This is a genomic window from Streptomyces sp. NPDC051219, from assembly GCF_040682335.1.
In the GTDB taxonomy this organism is placed as follows: Bacteria; Actinomycetota; Actinomycetes; order Streptomycetales; family Streptomycetaceae; genus Streptomyces.
Map to the genome: position 1 here is coordinate 31,924 of NZ_JBFBAS010000003.1, position 16,104 is coordinate 48,027.

Below are 16,104 nucleotides of genomic sequence, written 5' to 3' on the forward strand. Positions count from 1 at the left end.
CCTGCGCCCGGCCGGCCGCTACGCCCGGGAGGCCGGCGCCCTCACTCGCCCGGGCCGCAGTCCCGGATCACCGCTCCGCTGTTGTCCTTTGCCTCGTCGTTGCCCCACCGCTGGAGGTAGTACGCCGAGACGTACGCCCGGGCGCTCTTGCCCGGCTTCACTTCGTCGAGGTCGGTGCGCAGCCAGAAGTGGTTGAAGGAACTTCCGTCGCCGCTGCTGACCTTGTCGCCCCTGACCTTGCAGAACACGTAGTTGCTTCCGGCGCGCAGCGTGCCCTGCGGAGCACACTCCGGAGTGTTCTTGCCGACGCAGTTCGGTGAGGTGTAGCCGGTGGCGTCGGCGAAGGTGTCCACCCAGTACTTCTGCGGGGCCGGTTCGCCGCCGCCGCCGCAGGCGTTGGTGCAGCGGGCTACAGGCTCGGGCGCGGGACGACTCCGCCGGCCACGGCCCGCTGACGGGGGGCCGCCGAGCCGGTCCAGCAGGTTCCGCGGCGGGCGAGCAGGCGGCGCAGCCACAGTTCCGTGGAGACCAGTTCAGCGATGCCGTCCAGCGGAACCGCCTCGCCCTCGGCCGCCGCCCGCAGCGCCCTGCGCACGACCCGGGCCTCGATCAGGCCCGCGTCGGCCAGCAGCGGGGCGTCGAACAGGGCGATCAGGTCACCGACCGCGGCGCGCAGGCCGGCGCGGACAGCCGCTGCCGAGGCTGCCTGGGAGGTGGCACCCCAGCCGGGCGGAAGCTCCCGGACCCCGGCGCCGGACAGGACCGTACGGAGGATCTCGGCGCGGGCACCCGGCTGGACGCGCAACGCCTCCGGAAGGGCACGGGAGGCCCGTACGACCTGGTTGTCCAGGAACGGGGCGTGCAGTCGCTGGCTGCGGACCTCGGCGGCCTGCTCGAAGACCCGGTGGTCGGCCGCGTGCCGTGCCAGCGCCGCGCGGGCGCGGGCCTCACCGGGGCGCAGGACCGAGGCGGGGCGGGTCGCGGACGCATGGAGGCGAACCGATACTTCAGCCAGCGCCTCACCGGTCAGCCAGCGCGCGGCCGGGCCGGGCCGGGACCAGGCGAGGGCGGCCACCGAGGCATCGACCACCCCGGCCGACTCGTCGAAGTCGTAGGTGCGCAGACGCGTGGCGGCATCCTCGATCCCGGCGCGGTAGGACGTACGGGCGAGACGGCGCGCGGCCCGGTAGACGGTCAGCGGCACGAAGAGGGAGTGGGCCGAGGGGCCGTCGGCCTTGGCGAGTGCGGCGACCGGGCGCAGCAGGTGGCGCCGGCGGCGGTCCATCAACAGGTCCGCCAGCCGCGCCGGGTGCGCGTCCAGGACCTGGCGGGCGCCGTGGCCGATGAAGTGGTCCGCGCTGCCGGCGGCGAGCCGGCGGCGGTGGCGGTCGGCGGTGATGAGGGAGGGGCCCGGCTCATCGGTGAGCGGGCCATCGAGTTCCGCGTAGGGGAGGGCTTCCTCGGCGGCCGTGACGACCACGTGGTGCAGGCGCGGGTTGGCGGCGATCGCACGGGCCCGCTCGAGCTCGGCCTCGCGGCCCCGTGTGGCCAGGTCGTTGAAGGTGACGGCGAGCAGCCGTTCGCCCGCGCCCGTGCCGTGGCCGAGGATCGTGCCCGGCACTCCGGGCAGCCCGGCGGCGAGCAGCGCCAGCGTGGCGGAGGCGCTGCCGCCGGACAGGTCCGCGCCGATGCCGGGCGCGGGCCCGCCACGGGCTGCGCGGCGCTCGGCAGGGCCCATGCCCGGGACGGGACCGGGATCGTACGGCAGGGACTCGGGGGCGTGCCGGGGGGCGGTGAGCCTGGCCCGTACCGCCTCTACGAGCGCCTCGCGCACGCCGTCGACCGCACGCGCGGCCTCGACCTGCGGCGCGGCGACGGCGAGCGAGGCGACGGGTTCGTAGCCGGTGATCTCGCGCGAGCCCTCGCGCAGAATGAGCGCGTGGCCGGGGGGAATGCGCCGGACCCCGGCGTACGGCGTGCCGTCGCGCAGTGCCTCCGGCACATCGGGGCAGGCGAGCAGAGCCGCCAAGTGACCGATGTCCAGCTGGGCTTCGATCAGGTCGGCGAGCGGGAGGGCGGCGGTGGCGTACGCGGTGCCGTTCGCCCAGGGGGTGTAGAAGACCGGCCGGGCGCCCGCCAGATCGCCGACGACGGTGATACGGCGGCCGACCTGGACGACGGCCGCATAGCTGCCGGACCAGTTCGTCAGATGGCGCAGGGCTCCGCCGCGCGCCGCGAGCAGGCCCACTCTCAACTCCTCGTCACTGGCTCCGCAGCAGCCGAGGACGGCGAGCCGGGTGACGGGAGTCCCCTGGGGGTCCCTTCCCGGCGTGACTCTCGGGGCCGAGCCGACAGGGTTGTCGACGCTGACGGTACGGATTTCGTCCGGGCGCCAGTCGCCCACGGCCCACAGCGGATCGGGGTCGCCCCACAGGAGTTGGGAGCCGACGGGGTGCACGGTGCGGGCTTCGGAGTCACCACCGGCCCCACCGGTTCCCACCGCCCCGGCCGTACCAAAACTTGCGGCGATACTGCTCCACCCCACCAACCACCGCATCGCCGCCTCCACAGGCTGTGGACAACCACACCGCACGCACCGAAGTAGTTCGGGACCATGCTGCCACGACCACGCCGTACGGGAGGGACTCCGGGGCGCGCGTCAGCGAGCGAATGCGCCCCCGGAAGGGGGTATTTGGCGATCCGCGCCATAGGCGCCATTCAGCCAATCTCGCGCGTTCGCGTGTGGGTGGTGAGCGCACAGCCCGGGAGGCGCTGTTCGCCTCCCGGACCGGTCCGCCGCCCGCGGGGATTGAGACGGCGGTGTCCCCCAGCCCACTGAACCCAGTGCAGTGGGCCGACCCACGCACCCCACATGGAAGCGCTCCCCCCGTGGCCGGACCAGAGCGCACGCGCAGGCGCACGGCCACACACCGGGAGCACAGTGCTCCTGCCGCACCCATGCGTACGGACAACAATCTCGCCATACGGAACTCTGCCTCTTAACGCTTGGGATGCGGCGAACTACGCTGGGTTTACGAATGCCGGGTGCCTATGCCCCGGCGGCCGTCTGTGTGTCGAGGGGTGGCGCATGTCCAGGGAGCTCCGTGAGCCGAATGAGAAGCTCGGCACCGTCCTCGCCCTCGCGGGTATCAGCAACGCAGGACTCGCGCGGCGGGTCAACGACCTCGGTGCGCAGCGCGGTCTGACGCTTCGTTATGACAAGACCTCGGTGGCCAGGTGGGTCTCGAAGGGGATGGTGCCGCAGGGCGCCGCGCCGCATCTCATCGCGGCGGCGATCGGCGCCAAGCTGGGCCGCCCGGTCCCGCTGCACGAAATCGGCCTCGCCGACGCCGATCCGGCGCCGGAGGTGGGACTGGCGTTCCCACGCGACGTCGGGGCCGCGGTGCGCTCGGCCACCGACCTGTACCGGCTGGATCTGGCGGGCCGGCGGACCGGCGGCGGGATCTGGCAGTCTCTCGCCGGATCGTTCGCCGTCACGGCATATGCGACGCCTGCCTCGCGCTGGCTGATAACGCCCGCCGACAGCTCGGTCGCCCGGGAGGCACCGGCCGCGGGCGCGCCGGCCGTCGCCGGTGAGGCGCCGGCCGGGTCGGACGCATCGCCGCAGCGCGTGGGCCACAGCGACGTGGCAAAGCTGCGAGAGGCGGCGGAGGACGCGCGGCGCTGGGACTCCAAGTACGGCGGCGGGGACTGGCGTTCGTCGATGGTCCCGGAGTGTCTGCGGGTCGACGCGGCGCCGCTGCTGCTCGGCTCGTACTCCGACGAGGTCGGCCGGGCGCTCTTCGGCGCGACGGCCGAACTGACCCGGCTCGCCGGCTGGATGGCCTTCGACACCGGCCAGCAGGAGGCCGCGCAGCGGTACTACATCCAGGCGCTGCGGCTCGCGCGCGCGGCGGCCGACGTGCCGCTGGGCGGGTACGTACTGGCGTCGATGTCGCTCCAGGCCACCTACCGGGACTTCGCCGACGAGGGGGTCGACCTGGCGCAGGCCGCCCTGGAGCGCAACCGGGGTCTGGCCACCGCGCGCACCATGAGCTTCTTCCGGCTGGTGGAGGCCCGTGCGCATGCCAAGGCCGGCGATTCGCAGGCGGCCGGGACCTCGCTGAAGGCGGCGGAGGGCTGGCTGGAGCGGTCACGGGACGGCGACGCCGATCCGACCTGGCTGGGCTTCTACTCGTACGACCGCTTCGCGGCGGACGCCGCCGAGTGCTACCGCGACCTGAAAGCCCCGCGGCAGGTGCGCCGCTTCACGGAGCACGCGCTGTCCCGGCCGACCGAGGAGTTCGTCCGCTCGCACGGGCTGCGTCTGGTGGTGAGCGCGGTCGCCGAACTGGAGTCGGGGAATCTGGACGCGGCGTGCGCGGCGGGGACCCGGGCGGTGGAGGTGGCCGGGCGGATCTCCTCGGCACGTACGACGGAGTACGTACGTGATCTGCTGCACCGGCTGGAACCGTACGGCGACGAGCCGCGCGTCGCGGAGCTGCGGGAACGGGCCCGTCCCCTGCTGGTGGCACCCGCGTAGTCCATCGCGGATGCTGTACGGCCGACGCCCACCTGGTTTGAGGGCATTGTCAGTGGGCCAGTGCACTATCGGGGTGGGAGGTGGAGTGATGAGTGACGGCTGCGATGTGGTCGTGATCGGCGGCGGGATCGTCGGCCTGTCCACGGCGTACGCGATCACGCGCCTCGCGCCGGGCACCCGGGTGACGGTGCTGGAGAAGGAGCCGGGACCCGCCCGGCACCAGACGGGGCGCAACAGCGGGGTGATCCACAGCGGCATCTACTACCGCCCTGGGTCCCTGAAGGCCCGGTTCGCCGTCCAGGGCGCGGCCGAGATGGTCAAGTTCTGCACGGAACACGACATACCGCACCAGGTCACCGGCAAGCTCATCGTCGCCACCGACCGGGCCGAGCTGCCCCGGTTGCACGCCCTGGTCCAGCGTGGCCGGGAGAACGGCATTCCGGTCCGTGAGCTGGGCCCGGCCCAGCTCACGGAGTACGAGCCGTATGTAGGGGGCTTGGCGGCGATCCGGGTCGGCACGACCGGAATCGTCGACTACGGCCAGGTGGCCTCACGACTCGCGGACCTGCTGACCGACGCGGGAGCAGAAGTGCGGTACGGCGCGGAGGTGTCGCTGATCAGCCGCCGCGCCTCGGGCATCGCGGTCCGTACGGCGGACGGCGCGGTTCTGCGCGCCCGCGCTCTGGTCAACTGCGCGGGGCTGCACTGCGACCGCGTCGCGCGCCTCGCGGGAGACGATCCGGCCATGCGGATCGTGCCGTTCCGCGGTGAGTACTACGAGCTGGGCCGCCCCGAGCTGGTGCGCGGCCTGGTCTACCCGGTGCCGGACCCGGCCTTTCCCTTCCTCGGGGTGCACCTCACCCGGGGCATCGACGGCAGCGTCCACCTCGGGCCGAACGCGGTGCCGGCACTGGCCCGCGAGGGGTACGGCTGGTCCGCCGTCCACCCGCGTGAGCTGGCCGGCACGCTGTCCTGGCCGGGATCGTGGCAGATTGCCCGCCGCCACTGGCGGTACGGCGCGGGCGAACTGCACCGCTCGCTGTCGAAGCGCGCCTTCACCCAGGCGGCCCGCCGGCTCCTCCCGGACGTCACGGAGGCGGACCTGTGCCCCGCACCGGCCGGCGTCCGCGCCCAGGCGGTACTGCGCGACGGAACGCTGGCCGACGACTTCCTGATCCGGGAGGCACCGCGCACGGTCCACGTTCTGAACGCACCGTCCCCGGCGGCGACCGCCTCGCTCCCGATCGGCCGCGAAGTGGCCCGGCGCGCGCTGGCGGCGATCGAGGCCCGGGTGTAGCGCGGGGCGCCCCGGCCGGTCGCCGTAGAATCGGGGCATTGTGTCTGAGTCCCCGAACACCATTGAGTCCGTGAACACCACCCCCCAGGCCGGCCGGTCCCCTCGTGACCGCAGCACGCCCCGCTTCCCCGACGGGCCCGCGCCCGATCCCGCCGGTTCGCACCACGAACGGCGGATCCGCAGCTTTCAGCCGCGTCGGAGCCGTGTGACCACGAGCCAGGAGGACGCGCTGCAGCGGCTGTGGGGGCAGTGGGGACTCGACATCGACGGACGGCGGGTCCTCGGTCTCGACGAGCTGTTCGGCGGACTGCCCGTCGTCCTGGAGATCGGCTTCGGAATGGGCGAGGCGACCGCGCAGATGGCCGCCGAGGACCCGGACACCGGAATCCTGGCCGTCGATGTCCACACCCCGGGCCAGGGCAATCTGCTCAGTCTGGCGGAGCGGAACGGGCTGTCCAACATCCGGGTGGCCAACGGCGACGCGGTCATCCTGCTGCGTGAGATGCTGCCGCCGGACTCGCTCGACGGGCTGCGGGTGTACTTCCCGGACCCCTGGCCGAAGAAGCGCCACCACAAGCGCCGGCTGATCCAGCCGGAATTCCTCTCCCTCGCGGCGACCCGGATGAAGCCGGGCGCGGTCCTGCACTGCGCCACCGACTGGGAGCCGTACGCCGAGCAGATGCTCGAGGTGCTCAGCGCCCACCCCGGCTTTGAGAACACGCAGGCCGACGGCGGTTACGCAGCCCGCCCGGACTTCCGGCCGCTCACCCGCTTCGAGGGCCAGGGCCTGGACAAGGGTCACGTCGTACACGACCTGCTGTTCCGCCGCACGCAGAACTGAGACGTCCTCGCGAGGTGCCGCTACGCCTCGTTAGGGTCGACGGGTGTCATCTCCCCCGTCTCCAGCCCCGGTCCCGCCCTGCGAGCAGCGGCCGCTGTTCGACGCGGTCCCGGAGCGCGCGCACTGGCGCTACCGCCCGCGCGGCGCGTTCTGGCGCAGCAGGGCGGTCCGCGCGGGGGCAGTGATCACCCTGCTCGCACTGTCGGCGCTGGTGATCCTGGCCCTCGTGCGCGAACAGACCGGTACCCAGGGCTTCTTGGTGGGACTCGGCCTTTCGGTCCTGCCGGTGCCGTTGCTGATGGCCGCGTTCCGCTGGCTGGACCGGGTGGAGCCGGGCCCCTGGAAGAACCTGATCTTCGCGTTCGCCTGGGGCGCCTTCGCGGCCGCGCTGGTCGCGATAGTGGCGAACAGTTTCGCGACCCGCTGGATCGCCACGGCCACCGCCGACCCGGCCGGCGCGGACCATCTGGGAGCCACCGTCGTCGCCCCGGTCGTCGAGGAGAGCGCGAAGGCGGCGGCGGTGCTGCTGGTCTTCGTCTTCCGCCGACGGGACTTCACCGGCATCGTCGACGGGGTGGTGATAGCCGGCTTCACCGCGACCGGCTTCGCCTTCACCGAGAACATCCTCTATCTGGGCAACGCGTTCGGCGAGGACGTGGAGAGCGGCAGCTCGGGCCTGGCCTCGATGACGGCGGCGACCTTTTTCGTCCGCATCGTGATGTCGCCGTTCGCGCACCCGCTCTTCACCGTGCTGACAGGCATCGGGTTCGGTGTCGCGGCGATGGCGGCCCAGGGCCGCCGGGTGCGCAGGATCGTGTTTCCACTGCTGGGCCTCGGCCTCGCGATGATGACGCACGCCGTCTGGAACGGCTCCACGGCCTTCGGCGCGTACGGCTTCTACGTCGTGTACGCGGCCTTCATGGTGCCCGTCTTCGGGCTGCTGACCTGGCTGGCGGTCTGGACCCGGCAGGGCGAACTCCGGACGGTCGCCGGTGAGCTGCCCGCATACGCGGCGGCCGGCTGGCTCGGCGCCGCCGAGCCCCTCGCGCTGTCCTCGATGCGGGCCCGAAGAGTGGCCCGCGGCATGGCGGGCCGGACCCGGGGCCCGGAAGCGGCGCGCGCCGTCGGCGAGTACGAGGCCTTCGCGACGTCGCTCGCCTTCCTCCGGCACCGGGCCCGCCGCGGCGCGGCGGGCCCGGACTTCACCGCCCGCGAGCAGGAACTGCTGCACCACCTGTGGCAGCGCCGCGAGGTGGCCGGCCCGGCGCTGGTCTACGCGGCCCGGGCGACGGGCCGGCTACCGCTGCCCGCGCCGGTGATGCCTTTCCCACGGCCCCACATCCCGTACGCGGCGCCCGCGCCGCACGCGTACCCATACAGGCAGCCGCACCCGTACGGGCATTACAGCCACCCCGCCGGCCGCCCGGCGCACGGCCAAGGCGGTCACGGCCCGCACCCGCCGGACCGGCAGTACGGCCACCGGCAGCTCTGACCGGGTCCAGTCGTCCGAGCCGCCGGACGTACGAAGTTGCCGCCGTCAGCGGTGTAGGCGTCGAGGACCGAAGGACTGCGCGCGGTCGGCGGTCCAGCCGAAGACGTTGCCGCCGAGAGCGAGGGGGAAGACCTGAAGGCTGGACGTACCCAGCTTGCGGAGAGAGGTCATTCGTTGATCAACAGGCCGGGACGGTTCCGGTATTCCGGACCGCCCCCGGGCCCTCGGAGATCAGACCGTGAGGCCCTTGCCGCGCAGCCACGCCAGCGGGTCGACCGTGCTTCCGCCCGTGCGCACCTCCAGGTGCAGGTGCGGGCCGGTGACATTGCCGGTGGCGCCGACTCGCCCGATGGTCTCGCCGTTGGTGACCTGGCCGGAGGTCACGGACATCGAGGAGAGGTGGCAGTACCAGACCTCCGTGCCGTCCGCGAGCTCCAGCACGATGCGGTAGCCGTAGGCCCCGGACCAGCCCGCCGACTTGATGGTCCCGCCGTGGACCGCCTTGACCGGCGTACCCGTCGGCGCGGCGAAGTCGAGACCGGTGTGCTGACCGGAGGACCACATCGAGCCGGACTGACCGTAGTGCGAGGTCAGGGTGTAGGAAGAGGTGGGGAGGGAGTAGCCGGCCGCCAGCTTGGCGAGCCGCTCGGCCTCCGCCTCGGCCTTCGCCGCCTCTTCCGCGGCCTTCTTCTCCGCGGCCGCCTTCGCGGTCGCGGCGTCCTGCTGCTTCTTGGCTTCCGCCGCTGCCGTGTCGGCCGCGGCCTTCTCCGCGGCGGCCCGGGCCTCGGCGTCGGCGGCGTCCTGCTGCTGCTCGGCCTGGAGCAGGATGCGGGTGCGCAGTGCCTCGCCCGCGTCGGTGGTGCCCTGCTGGGCCTCCTCGGCGCTGACGCCGGCCATGGTGAGCGGGGCGTCGACCGAGGTGTTCTCGTCCTCGTCGCTGTCGTCACCGGATATCAGCGCGCCCACGCCGGGCAGCGATCCGGCGTCCGGCAGCGCGGAGGTGATGGAGTCGGGAAGCGAGATGGTGACGGCCGGCTTGTCCTGCGCGGTGGCGATGCCGCCTGCGCCGACCGCGGCGATGACGCCGACTCCGAGAACCGTGGAGCTGCGCGCGAGTCCGCCGCGCTGCTTGGCGACGCGGTGCCGGCCGCGTACGGGACGGACGGAGTCCTCAGTGGGGTTCCACTCCTCCCACGCCCCCTCCTCGACGCCGAATCCTTCGGTGCCTCCCGGAACTGACTTCGTCATGAACCGGGTTACTTCGGGGGCAGGGCTGTTGGACGCCACGGAGGCGTGCTCCTTTCCTTCCTTCTCGCCTACCGGGTTAGCTGACGGGTTCGGAGCAGGAAGGTCTCCTACGGGCCGGTTTCAGCCCGATTCACCCCAAGTTGGTGGTTCCCCGGTTCCCTTGCGGAATTCGGCGCATGCGCACGGTGCCGTCTCTTGCGACGGCTGGGACGACCGCGCTGCGTTATCGAACGTTAATAGACACCAGGGCCGGATTCCAAGCTGTTCCCATTGATCGTTAAGGCTCCCCGGCCGGACTTTCCGGGACAGGAGGGTGCGATATCGGGCGAGTTGACCGCCTCTCACAAAACACCCGCACCCTGATGGTTCGTCAATTGTTATGCGGAGCGGTGCCTTTCGACTACGCACCGTGTCCGTTCCTGCCGACCACCGGTACGGTGGTACGCCGGTCCGACTGTCTCTCCGCAGGGCGGCTGACCGCCAGCAGCGCCATGTCGTCGGTCGAACCGCCGCCCGTGTACTGCCGCACATCGGTGACCAATGCGGCCAGCAACGCGTCGGGCCCCGAGAAAATGCGGCCCCGGAGCCGTTCCTGCGGGTCGTAGAAGTTCCCGGCCGCGTCCCGCGCCTCGGAGAGCCCGTCCGTGTAGAGGAGCAGGGTGGCTCCGGGCGGGAACTCATGCTCCTCCGCTCGGTCGGGCCAGCCGGCCAGGTCGCCCATCCCCAGCGGCAGCGCGGTTTCGGCGGGCGTGAGCGCCTCCACCCTCCCGTCGGCGTACAGCCGCAACGGCTCCGGATGCCCCCGGTTCACCAGCCGCAGCCCGCCACCGTCGTGCGGGATCTCCGCCAGCACGGCCGTGGTGAAGCCTTCCACCGCGTCGAGACTGTCCCGGCGGGTTCCCTCGCGCCGCAGTGCCCGCTCCAGCCGCTGCGCCACCCCTTCGAGGGTGGACTCCTGCTCGGCGGCCTCGCGGAACGCCCCGATCACGATGGCGACCGCCTCCACCGCTTCGAGTCCCTTGCCTCGTACGTCGCCCACGATCAGGCGTACTCCGTACGGCGTGTCCTGTACGGCGTAGAGGTCACCGCCGATGAACGCGTCCGCCTGCGCGGCCTCGTACCGCGCGGCGACGTGGAGCCCGCCGATCCGTTCGACCGGGGTCGGGAGCAGGGCGCGCTGGGCGGCCTCCGCGATCCCGCGCGCGGAGGCGAGCCGCTCGCCACTGCGCCGTACGACCCGGTTGGTGAGCAGCGCCAGAGCGGCCACGGTCACCACGGTGACCAACTCGGTCACCGCCTCCACCTTCAGCATCGTTCCGTTGCGGATGTGCAGGAGGAGCACGGCCAGGGAGGCGGTCGCGCCGGTCAGGAAGGTGGTGCCGAAGGAGAACAGCGGCGCGGCGATGAGCGGCGCCGCCGAGAAGAACGGTGACCCGGTGAAGCCCGGCGGGGTCGAGAGATCGAAGACCATGCCGACGACGATCAGCAGCGCGGGCAGGGTGCGGACAAAGCGGCGCGTGATCCTGCTCCCGATGCCTTCGTCCTGGTCCCGGTCCTCGATGTGCCCTCCTTCGTGCCCCACTCACCCAGGCTGTCCGCACCGCCGGGAGGCGGCGACCGGGCAACGGCCAACCGGGCGACGAATGGGAAGGGAACCGCCGCCGTCCCGAGACGCCGGCAGTCCCGCCCCCCGGCAGCCCCCCGCCCCTCGGCTATCCGTCGGACAGGTGCCGCTCGCCGTAGATCCTCATCGCATCGCGGATGAAGGCCGCTGTGCCGGTTCCGTGCTTGTCGAACGTGGCGGTGAAGCGGGGGTCGGAGACATACATCTCACCGAGCCCGACGAAGTACGAGCGGGTCGGCGTGCCAGTCACCGAAAGCCACTCGCACTGACGGTGGGTGATGGCCTGCACGTCGTCACTCTCGGCGGCCATCCCGTCCCGGAGCGCCCGCGCGAAGTCCTTGGCGATGGAGACCTGCCGTTCCTTGAACTCGCGCTTCTGCTCTTCGGTGAGCGAGCGCCACCAGCGGTCCCCCTTCTCGTAGGCTTCCCGGCCCCAGCGCTCGGTCACCTCCTGCTCGTACTGCGTGTGATCAAAGCCGTCCAGCACTTCCTCGGCCATGAGTTGTTCTCCTGTCCCGGTCTTGTGAAGAGTGGTCCGCACCGAGGCGATCTGGCGCCCGATGCGCTCGCGCTCCTGCTCCAGCAGGTCCAGGTGGGCGCGCAGGGCAGCGGCGGTGTCCCGCTGCCCCGCGAGGACCTCCGCAATGGCGGGCAGCCCCAGCCCGAGCTCACGCAGCAGCAGAATCCGCTGCAGACGTACGAGCGCGTCCTGCCCGTAGTAGCGGTAGCCGTTGCTGCCGATACGGCTGGGCTCGAGCAGCCCGAGATCGCCGTAGTGCCGCAGGGTCCGGCTGGTGGTCCCGGCGCGCCGGGCGATTTCCTGGATCGACCACTCCATGCCCTGAACGCTAAATCTTGACGTTGTGTAAAGGTCAAGGCGGAATTCGCGAGCGAACGACAAAGGCCCGGATCCACAAGGATCCGGGCCTTTGTCTGTGAGTAGCGGGGACAGGATTTGAACCTGCGACCTCTGGGTTATGAGCCCAGCGAGCTACCGAGCTGCTCCACCCCGCGTCGGTAAACACAACCTTACGCCATCCGGGGCGGGGGTCGTGACCAATTGACCCGGTGCCCGCCCCGGCACCCCGGACGGCGGGCCAGATGTTGCCGCCCGATGCCCACGAAGCGACGCTGAGCATGACGCCACCAGGTCTCGGCGAGCGGGTCGGGACCGCGCCGGCGTGCGGTCCTTCATCATGGTCTTCGACCTCCAGGACAGCTCGGATTCGGTGACCATCTGCGAACCGCTGTTCCTGGAGCTCGGCGCGATGATCGAGATCCAGCCGGCGATGAACCCGGATGACCTGCGGAAGGGCCTCGCAGCCCTGCAGCAGAGGGGCTGAGCCCGGCGGTAGCCCGCGCCGGATGCGGGATCGCCCGGACGCGTCCATCCTGGGAGTCAGAAACCCCCACAAGGGAGGACGAGCCATGTCGATGCTCGACAAGCTCAAGGGTCTGATCAAGGGCCACGAGGACACGGCCAGGCAGGGCGTCGAGAAGGGCGGGGACGCCGTCGACCAGCGGACGCAGAGCAAGTACAGCGGCCACGTCGACACGGCCCAGCAGAAGATCAACGATCAGATGGGCACCCGCGAACCGCCGACCCAGGGGGACGACCGCCCTCCCCAGCGCTGACGCACTCCGCAGCGCCCTGACCGGCCAGGCCCGGCCAGGGCGCACGGCACCGCCTCAGGCACCCGCTCGGCACTCGAACCCGGGCCGGACGGGCTGTTTTCATGCCTTGCCGCCGGGGCATCGCGCCCGGAGCAGCGGCGTGCTCTCCTTGACTCATGGCAGACAACCCGCTGATCCGGTTCACCAACGAACTCATGCGACTCACCGACGACCTCGACCAGGTCACGGCCGCGGACTTCGTGCTGCGCGTCTACGAAGCGGGCCGCGACGCGGGCGCCGCGCGCGAGGACGAGGACTGACCGCCGCGAGACGGCGCCCGCTCACACACATCCCAGCACAGCACTGCGCCCCTCCCGCTTCGGCGGGAGGGGCGCATTCTTGCGTCCAGGGTCAGTCGCGGGCAGGCACTGCGATCACGTACACGCCCATGCCCGACACTGTCTCGACCAAGCCCTCGTCCTTCAGCACCTTCACCGCTTTGCGGAGCGTGTCCCGGGCGACGCCGAACTCCGCTTCCAGCTCGACGAGCGAGGGGATCCGGCGGCCCACGGGAATCGTGCCGTCCGTAATCCGCGCGCGCAGCTGGTCGGCGATCTGCCGGTACGGCGGGACGGGTCCTTCCCGGTCAATGCTCATGATCCAGAAGCTAGGCGGGGGAACCCATCGCACCATAGCTAGCCACAGGGGTAGTAGAGGGTAGTACGGTCTATACGGGTGAACACGAAACCCCCGCGACCGATGGCACGGCCCGGGGGTGTGGACGATCGACGCTACGAGGAGCGACCGCCGTGTCTGATGCTACCGACACCATCCCCGGCACCACAGAGACAGTGACTCCGTACACGACCCCGGGCCGGCTCGTGATCCCCTGCTATTGCTGGGTCAGGAAGTCCGGCACGCAGTCGCGCTGCACCCGCGAACCGCATGCCACGGGCGTGCACTTCGACTCGTACTCCGGCCAGCGCTGGTCCCACCGCGGCCCGGAGCCGCAGTGACTACCCGCCCGCCGGCCGACCCGGCTCCGGAGCCGCGACTGTGGGACACGCGGACGCCTGCGGTGCTGTACGTCCCGGCCGACGACATCGAGACGCTCAGCCGCTGCGCCTGTCCAGGCTGCGTGGCTGGCCGCGAGGCGCCGCGCACCCCATGAGACCCCCGCCCGCTGCTCACCGACGGCGGAACGAGCAGCGGGCGGGCCTACCGTCGCATGAGCCCCGGCCTCAAGTACGAGATGGCCGGGGCTTCTTCCTGCCGTGATCGTTTGCGCTTCGGTCGAGCATCGGCTGAGCAGCCGCCCGAAATGCCCTCGGAAACGACATCGGCCCCAGGCCAGAAGTGCTCTGACCTGGGGCCAAGTGGTAGGCCGTGTGGGACTCGAACCCACAACCAACGGATTAAAAGTCCGCTGCTCTGCCAATTGAGCTAACGGCCCTCGGCAAGACACCCCTGAGCATAGCGGGACCGCGCCCGGCAGCCGATCGGGTATCCGCTGCCGGGCCAGTCGTGGTCGTGTCGCCGGTCTTGTCGCCGTTCAGGTCTCCGGGGGCGAGCACGGTGAGATTCTTCCAGCCCGCGCCGATCTTCACGCCGGGCCGAATCCCACCCGTACCGTTGTCCGCGTACAGGTAGAGGTCGCCCGTGGCCGCCACGCGGGCGACCAGGTCCGAACGGCCGTCGCCGGTCATGTCACCAGAGCTCAGCAGGACGTTGCAGCGGTTGAAGTTGGAGGCGATCTTCGTCTTGGGCTCGGTCGACCGAGGAACGCCGTTGCAGCGGCCGCTCACCCGCATGAGATCGCCCGCTGTGGTGCGGAAGAGCAGGTCCGGCCTGCCGTCTCCGGTGACGTCCCCGACGCCGACGAACGTGTTCCGGCCTACGCCCCAGTTCTGCCCGAACACGGCCACCCGCGGCTTGACCGTCCCGGTCGCCGTCCCGTCGTACCGCCACAACGCGTTCGCCTGGTCGACGGCGAGGAGATCGCCGTATCCGTCACCGTTGAGGTCCCCCGCTCCGAACACGGCCCGGTATCCGGTCCGCTTGACCCCGATCCGGCCGCGGGCCTTCAGCTCGCCCGCGCCGTTGTAGGCGTACAGGTACATGTCACCGGTGGATGCCTGCCGGGCCACCAGGTCCGGCCGTCCGTCGCCGGTCATGTCCCCGGGCGACGTAAGCACGTTGAACTGGCCCCAGACCTTCCCGAGCGAGGTGTACGCGGTGCCCGGCGTCAGCGCCTTGCCGCAGCCCGGCCTGTACGCCCGCAGCTCACCCGACGCCAGCCGCACCAACACATCGTTGCACCGGTCGCCGTTGAGGTCCCCGAAGGGGACGGCCACGACGGAGGTCGGCCAGCCGGCGCCCGAGGTCACCCCGGCGAGCTGCCCTGTTCCGGTGCCGTGCCGGAAGGCAAGCGCACCGGAAGGGCTGAGCGACAACAGATCGCCGACGCCGTCGTTGCCACCGTGATCACGCCGTACGGCCGTACCGCCGCTGAGCCTCACCGTGCCGGAGGTGTTCAGCTCCGCGCCCTGGCCGTCGGCGGGCTTCGCGGTCAGCGTCCAGGTGTACGTCCCGTTGGCAACGAGTCGGCCCGAGGCGTCCTTTCCGTCCCACACCGCGCGGACCAGGCCTCGTGCCGCGCCACCCGCGAGCGTACGGACCACCTTGCCCGTCGCCTTGTCCCTCACGGTGACGCTCCACGACGCCGTGGGCTTCGGCGGCCACCAGCGCGCGACCCAGGACGCTGCCCCTCCCCTGACGTCCGCGGCGGCCGCCGCGTCGCTGTCCAGGACCGAGACGGCCGAGGACTGTACGCCGGAAGGCATCACGTGAATGTCGCCCTCCGCGTCGGCGTGGGCGGGGAACTCCGAGGATGAGGAGAGTCGACGGCGGCCGCGGCCGGCAGAGCAGCCCGCGAGGAATCCCTGCCCTGCCCCCACCGCAAGTACGCGGATCGCGACAGCCGCCTCACAGGCAACGGAAGGCGTTTCGAACCTGTTCAAACAAAACGGCAGGGCCCGCACGACACCGTGGTGTCGTGCGGGCCCTGCTGGGGTTCAGGCGCGATCGTCAGGCCCGTTCGTCAGGCCCGTTCGTCAGGCCCGTTCGTCAGACGCGAGCGTCAGCCGTTGCGCTTCCAGCGCGGCTTGTCGTCGCGGCGGCCGAAGGTACCGGTGTTCGTACCGGTGCCGGTGCCTCCGCGGTGATCGTCACGACGGCCGTACGGGCGGTCGGTGCCGCCGGTGCGGTGGCCGCCCGCGGGGCGGTCGTCGCGACGGTCGCGGTTGAACGGGCGGTCGCTGCCACGGTGGCCGCCGGTGGGGCGGTCGTCGCGGCGCTCGAACGAACGGCCACCGGACGGACGGTCGTTGTCACGGTTGAAACCACCCGAAGGGCGGTCGTCGCGACGGAAGCCACCGGACGGACG

General features: G+C 71.6%; 14 protein-coding genes, 2 tRNA genes, 3 pseudogenes and 1 riboswitch. Of the genes and pseudogenes, 8 read left to right on the top strand and 11 right to left on the bottom strand.

What is annotated here, in order from left to right; all coding sequences use genetic code 11:
• Positions 1-41 precede the first annotated feature (41 nt).
• A pseudogene (locus AB0M62_RS05005) lies at positions 42-398 on the bottom strand (M23 family peptidase); the annotation flags it as partial.
• Positions 399-409: 11 nt separating this feature from the next.
• A complete protein-coding gene (locus AB0M62_RS05010; RefSeq protein WP_366072728.1) occupies positions 410-2,557 on the bottom strand; it encodes an asparagine synthase-related protein in 2,148 nt (715 codons plus the stop codon).
• 531 nt (positions 2,558-3,088) lie between these two features.
• Here AB0M62_RS05010 and AB0M62_RS05015 point away from each other — a divergent pair.
• The 4 genes from AB0M62_RS05015 to AB0M62_RS05030 all read left to right on the top strand — a co-directional run bounded on the left by AB0M62_RS05015 (position 3,089) and on the right by AB0M62_RS05030 (position 8,173).
• Complete coding sequence (locus tag AB0M62_RS05015) at positions 3,089-4,543, top strand: MFS transporter (protein WP_366072729.1); 1,455 nt, start codon at positions 3,089-3,091, stop codon at positions 4,541-4,543.
• Between the two features lie 88 nt (positions 4,544-4,631).
• Entirely contained in the window at positions 4,632-5,840 is a 1,209-nt protein-coding gene (gene lhgO / locus AB0M62_RS05020) for an L-2-hydroxyglutarate oxidase (protein ID WP_366072730.1), read from the top strand.
• A 70-nt stretch (positions 5,841-5,910) separates the two neighbouring features.
• Complete coding sequence (trmB, locus tag AB0M62_RS05025) at positions 5,911-6,681, top strand: tRNA (guanosine(46)-N7)-methyltransferase TrmB (RefSeq protein WP_366072731.1); 771 nt, start codon at positions 5,911-5,913, stop codon at positions 6,679-6,681.
• Between the two features lie 43 nt (positions 6,682-6,724).
• The gene (locus AB0M62_RS05030; RefSeq protein ID WP_366072732.1) at positions 6,725-8,173 is read left to right on the top strand and encodes a PrsW family glutamic-type intramembrane protease; all 1,449 of its coding nucleotides are present in this window, start codon (positions 6,725-6,727) and stop codon (positions 8,171-8,173) included.
• Between the two features lie 29 nt (positions 8,174-8,202).
• Here the strand turns inward: AB0M62_RS05030 and AB0M62_RS05035 are convergent.
• From AB0M62_RS05035 to AB0M62_RS05055, 5 genes and pseudogenes are all read right to left on the bottom strand, one after another.
• Positions 8,203-8,344, bottom strand: a pseudogene (locus AB0M62_RS05035) (aldo/keto reductase); the annotation flags it as partial.
• A gap of 60 nt (positions 8,345-8,404) precedes the next feature.
• A complete protein-coding gene (locus AB0M62_RS05040; RefSeq protein ID WP_366072733.1) occupies positions 8,405-9,421 on the bottom strand; it encodes a M23 family metallopeptidase in 1,017 nt (338 codons plus the stop codon).
• A gap of 50 nt (positions 9,422-9,471) precedes the next feature.
• Positions 9,472-9,606, bottom strand: a riboswitch (cyclic di-AMP (ydaO/yuaA leader).
• Between the two features lie 215 nt (positions 9,607-9,821).
• Entirely contained in the window at positions 9,822-10,982 is a 1,161-nt protein-coding gene (locus AB0M62_RS05045) for a PP2C family protein-serine/threonine phosphatase (RefSeq protein ID WP_366073055.1), read from the bottom strand.
• A 151-nt stretch (positions 10,983-11,133) separates the two neighbouring features.
• Complete coding sequence (locus AB0M62_RS05050) at positions 11,134-11,883, bottom strand: MerR family transcriptional regulator (RefSeq protein ID WP_366072734.1); 750 nt, start codon at positions 11,881-11,883, stop codon at positions 11,134-11,136.
• Between the two features lie 102 nt (positions 11,884-11,985).
• Positions 11,986-12,059 (bottom strand) — tRNA-Met (locus tag AB0M62_RS05055).
• A gap of 167 nt (positions 12,060-12,226) precedes the next feature.
• Between AB0M62_RS05055 and AB0M62_RS05060 the strand changes: the two genes are divergently transcribed.
• The 3 genes from AB0M62_RS05060 (at position 12,227) to AB0M62_RS05070 (ending at position 12,979) form a co-directional block, all read left to right on the top strand.
• Positions 12,227-12,388, top strand: coding sequence for a hypothetical protein (locus tag AB0M62_RS05060; protein WP_366072735.1), 162 nt, complete (start codon positions 12,227-12,229; stop codon positions 12,386-12,388).
• Positions 12,389-12,473: 85 nt separating this feature from the next.
• Complete coding sequence (locus AB0M62_RS05065) at positions 12,474-12,680, top strand: antitoxin (RefSeq protein WP_366072736.1); 207 nt, start codon at positions 12,474-12,476, stop codon at positions 12,678-12,680.
• Between the two features lie 155 nt (positions 12,681-12,835).
• Entirely contained in the window at positions 12,836-12,979 is a 144-nt protein-coding gene (locus tag AB0M62_RS05070; RefSeq protein WP_366072737.1) for a hypothetical protein, read from the top strand.
• Positions 12,980-13,070: 91 nt separating this feature from the next.
• On the opposite strand, the gene AB0M62_RS05075 is transcribed toward AB0M62_RS05070, so the two are convergent.
• On the bottom strand, positions 13,071-13,316 hold the full coding sequence (locus AB0M62_RS05075; RefSeq protein ID WP_366072738.1) for a GntR family transcriptional regulator: 246 nt from the start codon (positions 13,314-13,316) through the stop codon (positions 13,071-13,073).
• Between the two features lie 152 nt (positions 13,317-13,468).
• On the opposite strand from AB0M62_RS05075, the gene AB0M62_RS05080 reads away from it, so the two are divergent.
• Positions 13,469-13,675 (top strand): hypothetical protein, encoded by a 207-nt coding sequence (locus AB0M62_RS05080; RefSeq protein WP_366072740.1) that lies wholly within the window; start codon positions 13,469-13,471, stop codon positions 13,673-13,675.
• A gap of 361 nt (positions 13,676-14,036) precedes the next feature.
• On the opposite strand, the gene AB0M62_RS05085 is transcribed toward AB0M62_RS05080, so the two are convergent.
• From AB0M62_RS05085 to AB0M62_RS05095, 3 genes and pseudogenes are all read right to left on the bottom strand, one after another.
• Positions 14,037-14,112, bottom strand: a tRNA-Lys gene (locus AB0M62_RS05085).
• Positions 14,075-15,502, bottom strand: coding sequence for an FG-GAP-like repeat-containing protein (locus AB0M62_RS05090; protein ID WP_366073056.1), 1,428 nt, complete (start codon positions 15,500-15,502; stop codon positions 14,075-14,077). Before AB0M62_RS05090 ends, AB0M62_RS05085 begins: the two co-directional genes overlap by 38 nt.
• Before the next feature lie 296 nt (positions 15,503-15,798).
• Positions 15,799-16,104, bottom strand: a pseudogene (locus tag AB0M62_RS05095) (RNA helicase); the annotation flags it as partial.

Excerpts from the sequence above, each read along its gene's own strand:
- AB0M62_RS05010 (WP_366072728.1), bottom strand. The coding sequence starts at position 2,557 with ATGCGGTGGTTGGTGGGGTGGAGCAGTATCGCCGCAAGTTTTGGTACG.
- AB0M62_RS05015 (WP_366072729.1), top strand. The coding sequence starts at position 3,089 with ATGTCCAGGGAGCTCCGTGAGCCGAATGAGAAGCTCGGCACCGTCCTC.
- lhgO (WP_366072730.1), top strand. The coding sequence starts at position 4,632 with ATGAGTGACGGCTGCGATGTGGTCGTGATCGGCGGCGGGATCGTCGGC.
- AB0M62_RS05040 (WP_366072733.1), bottom strand. The coding sequence starts at position 9,421 with ATGACGAAGTCAGTTCCGGGAGGCACCGAAGGATTCGGCGTCGAGGAG.
- AB0M62_RS05050 (WP_366072734.1), bottom strand. The coding sequence starts at position 11,883 with ATGGAGTGGTCGATCCAGGAAATCGCCCGGCGCGCCGGGACCACCAGC.
- AB0M62_RS05065 (WP_366072736.1), top strand. The coding sequence starts at position 12,474 with ATGTCGATGCTCGACAAGCTCAAGGGTCTGATCAAGGGCCACGAGGAC.
- AB0M62_RS05070 (WP_366072737.1), top strand. The coding sequence starts at position 12,836 with ATGGCAGACAACCCGCTGATCCGGTTCACCAACGAACTCATGCGACTC.
- AB0M62_RS05075 (WP_366072738.1), bottom strand. The coding sequence starts at position 13,316 with ATGAGCATTGACCGGGAAGGACCCGTCCCGCCGTACCGGCAGATCGCC.
- AB0M62_RS05090 (WP_366073056.1), bottom strand. The coding sequence starts at position 15,502 with ATGCCTTCCGGCGTACAGTCCTCGGCCGTCTCGGTCCTGGACAGCGAC.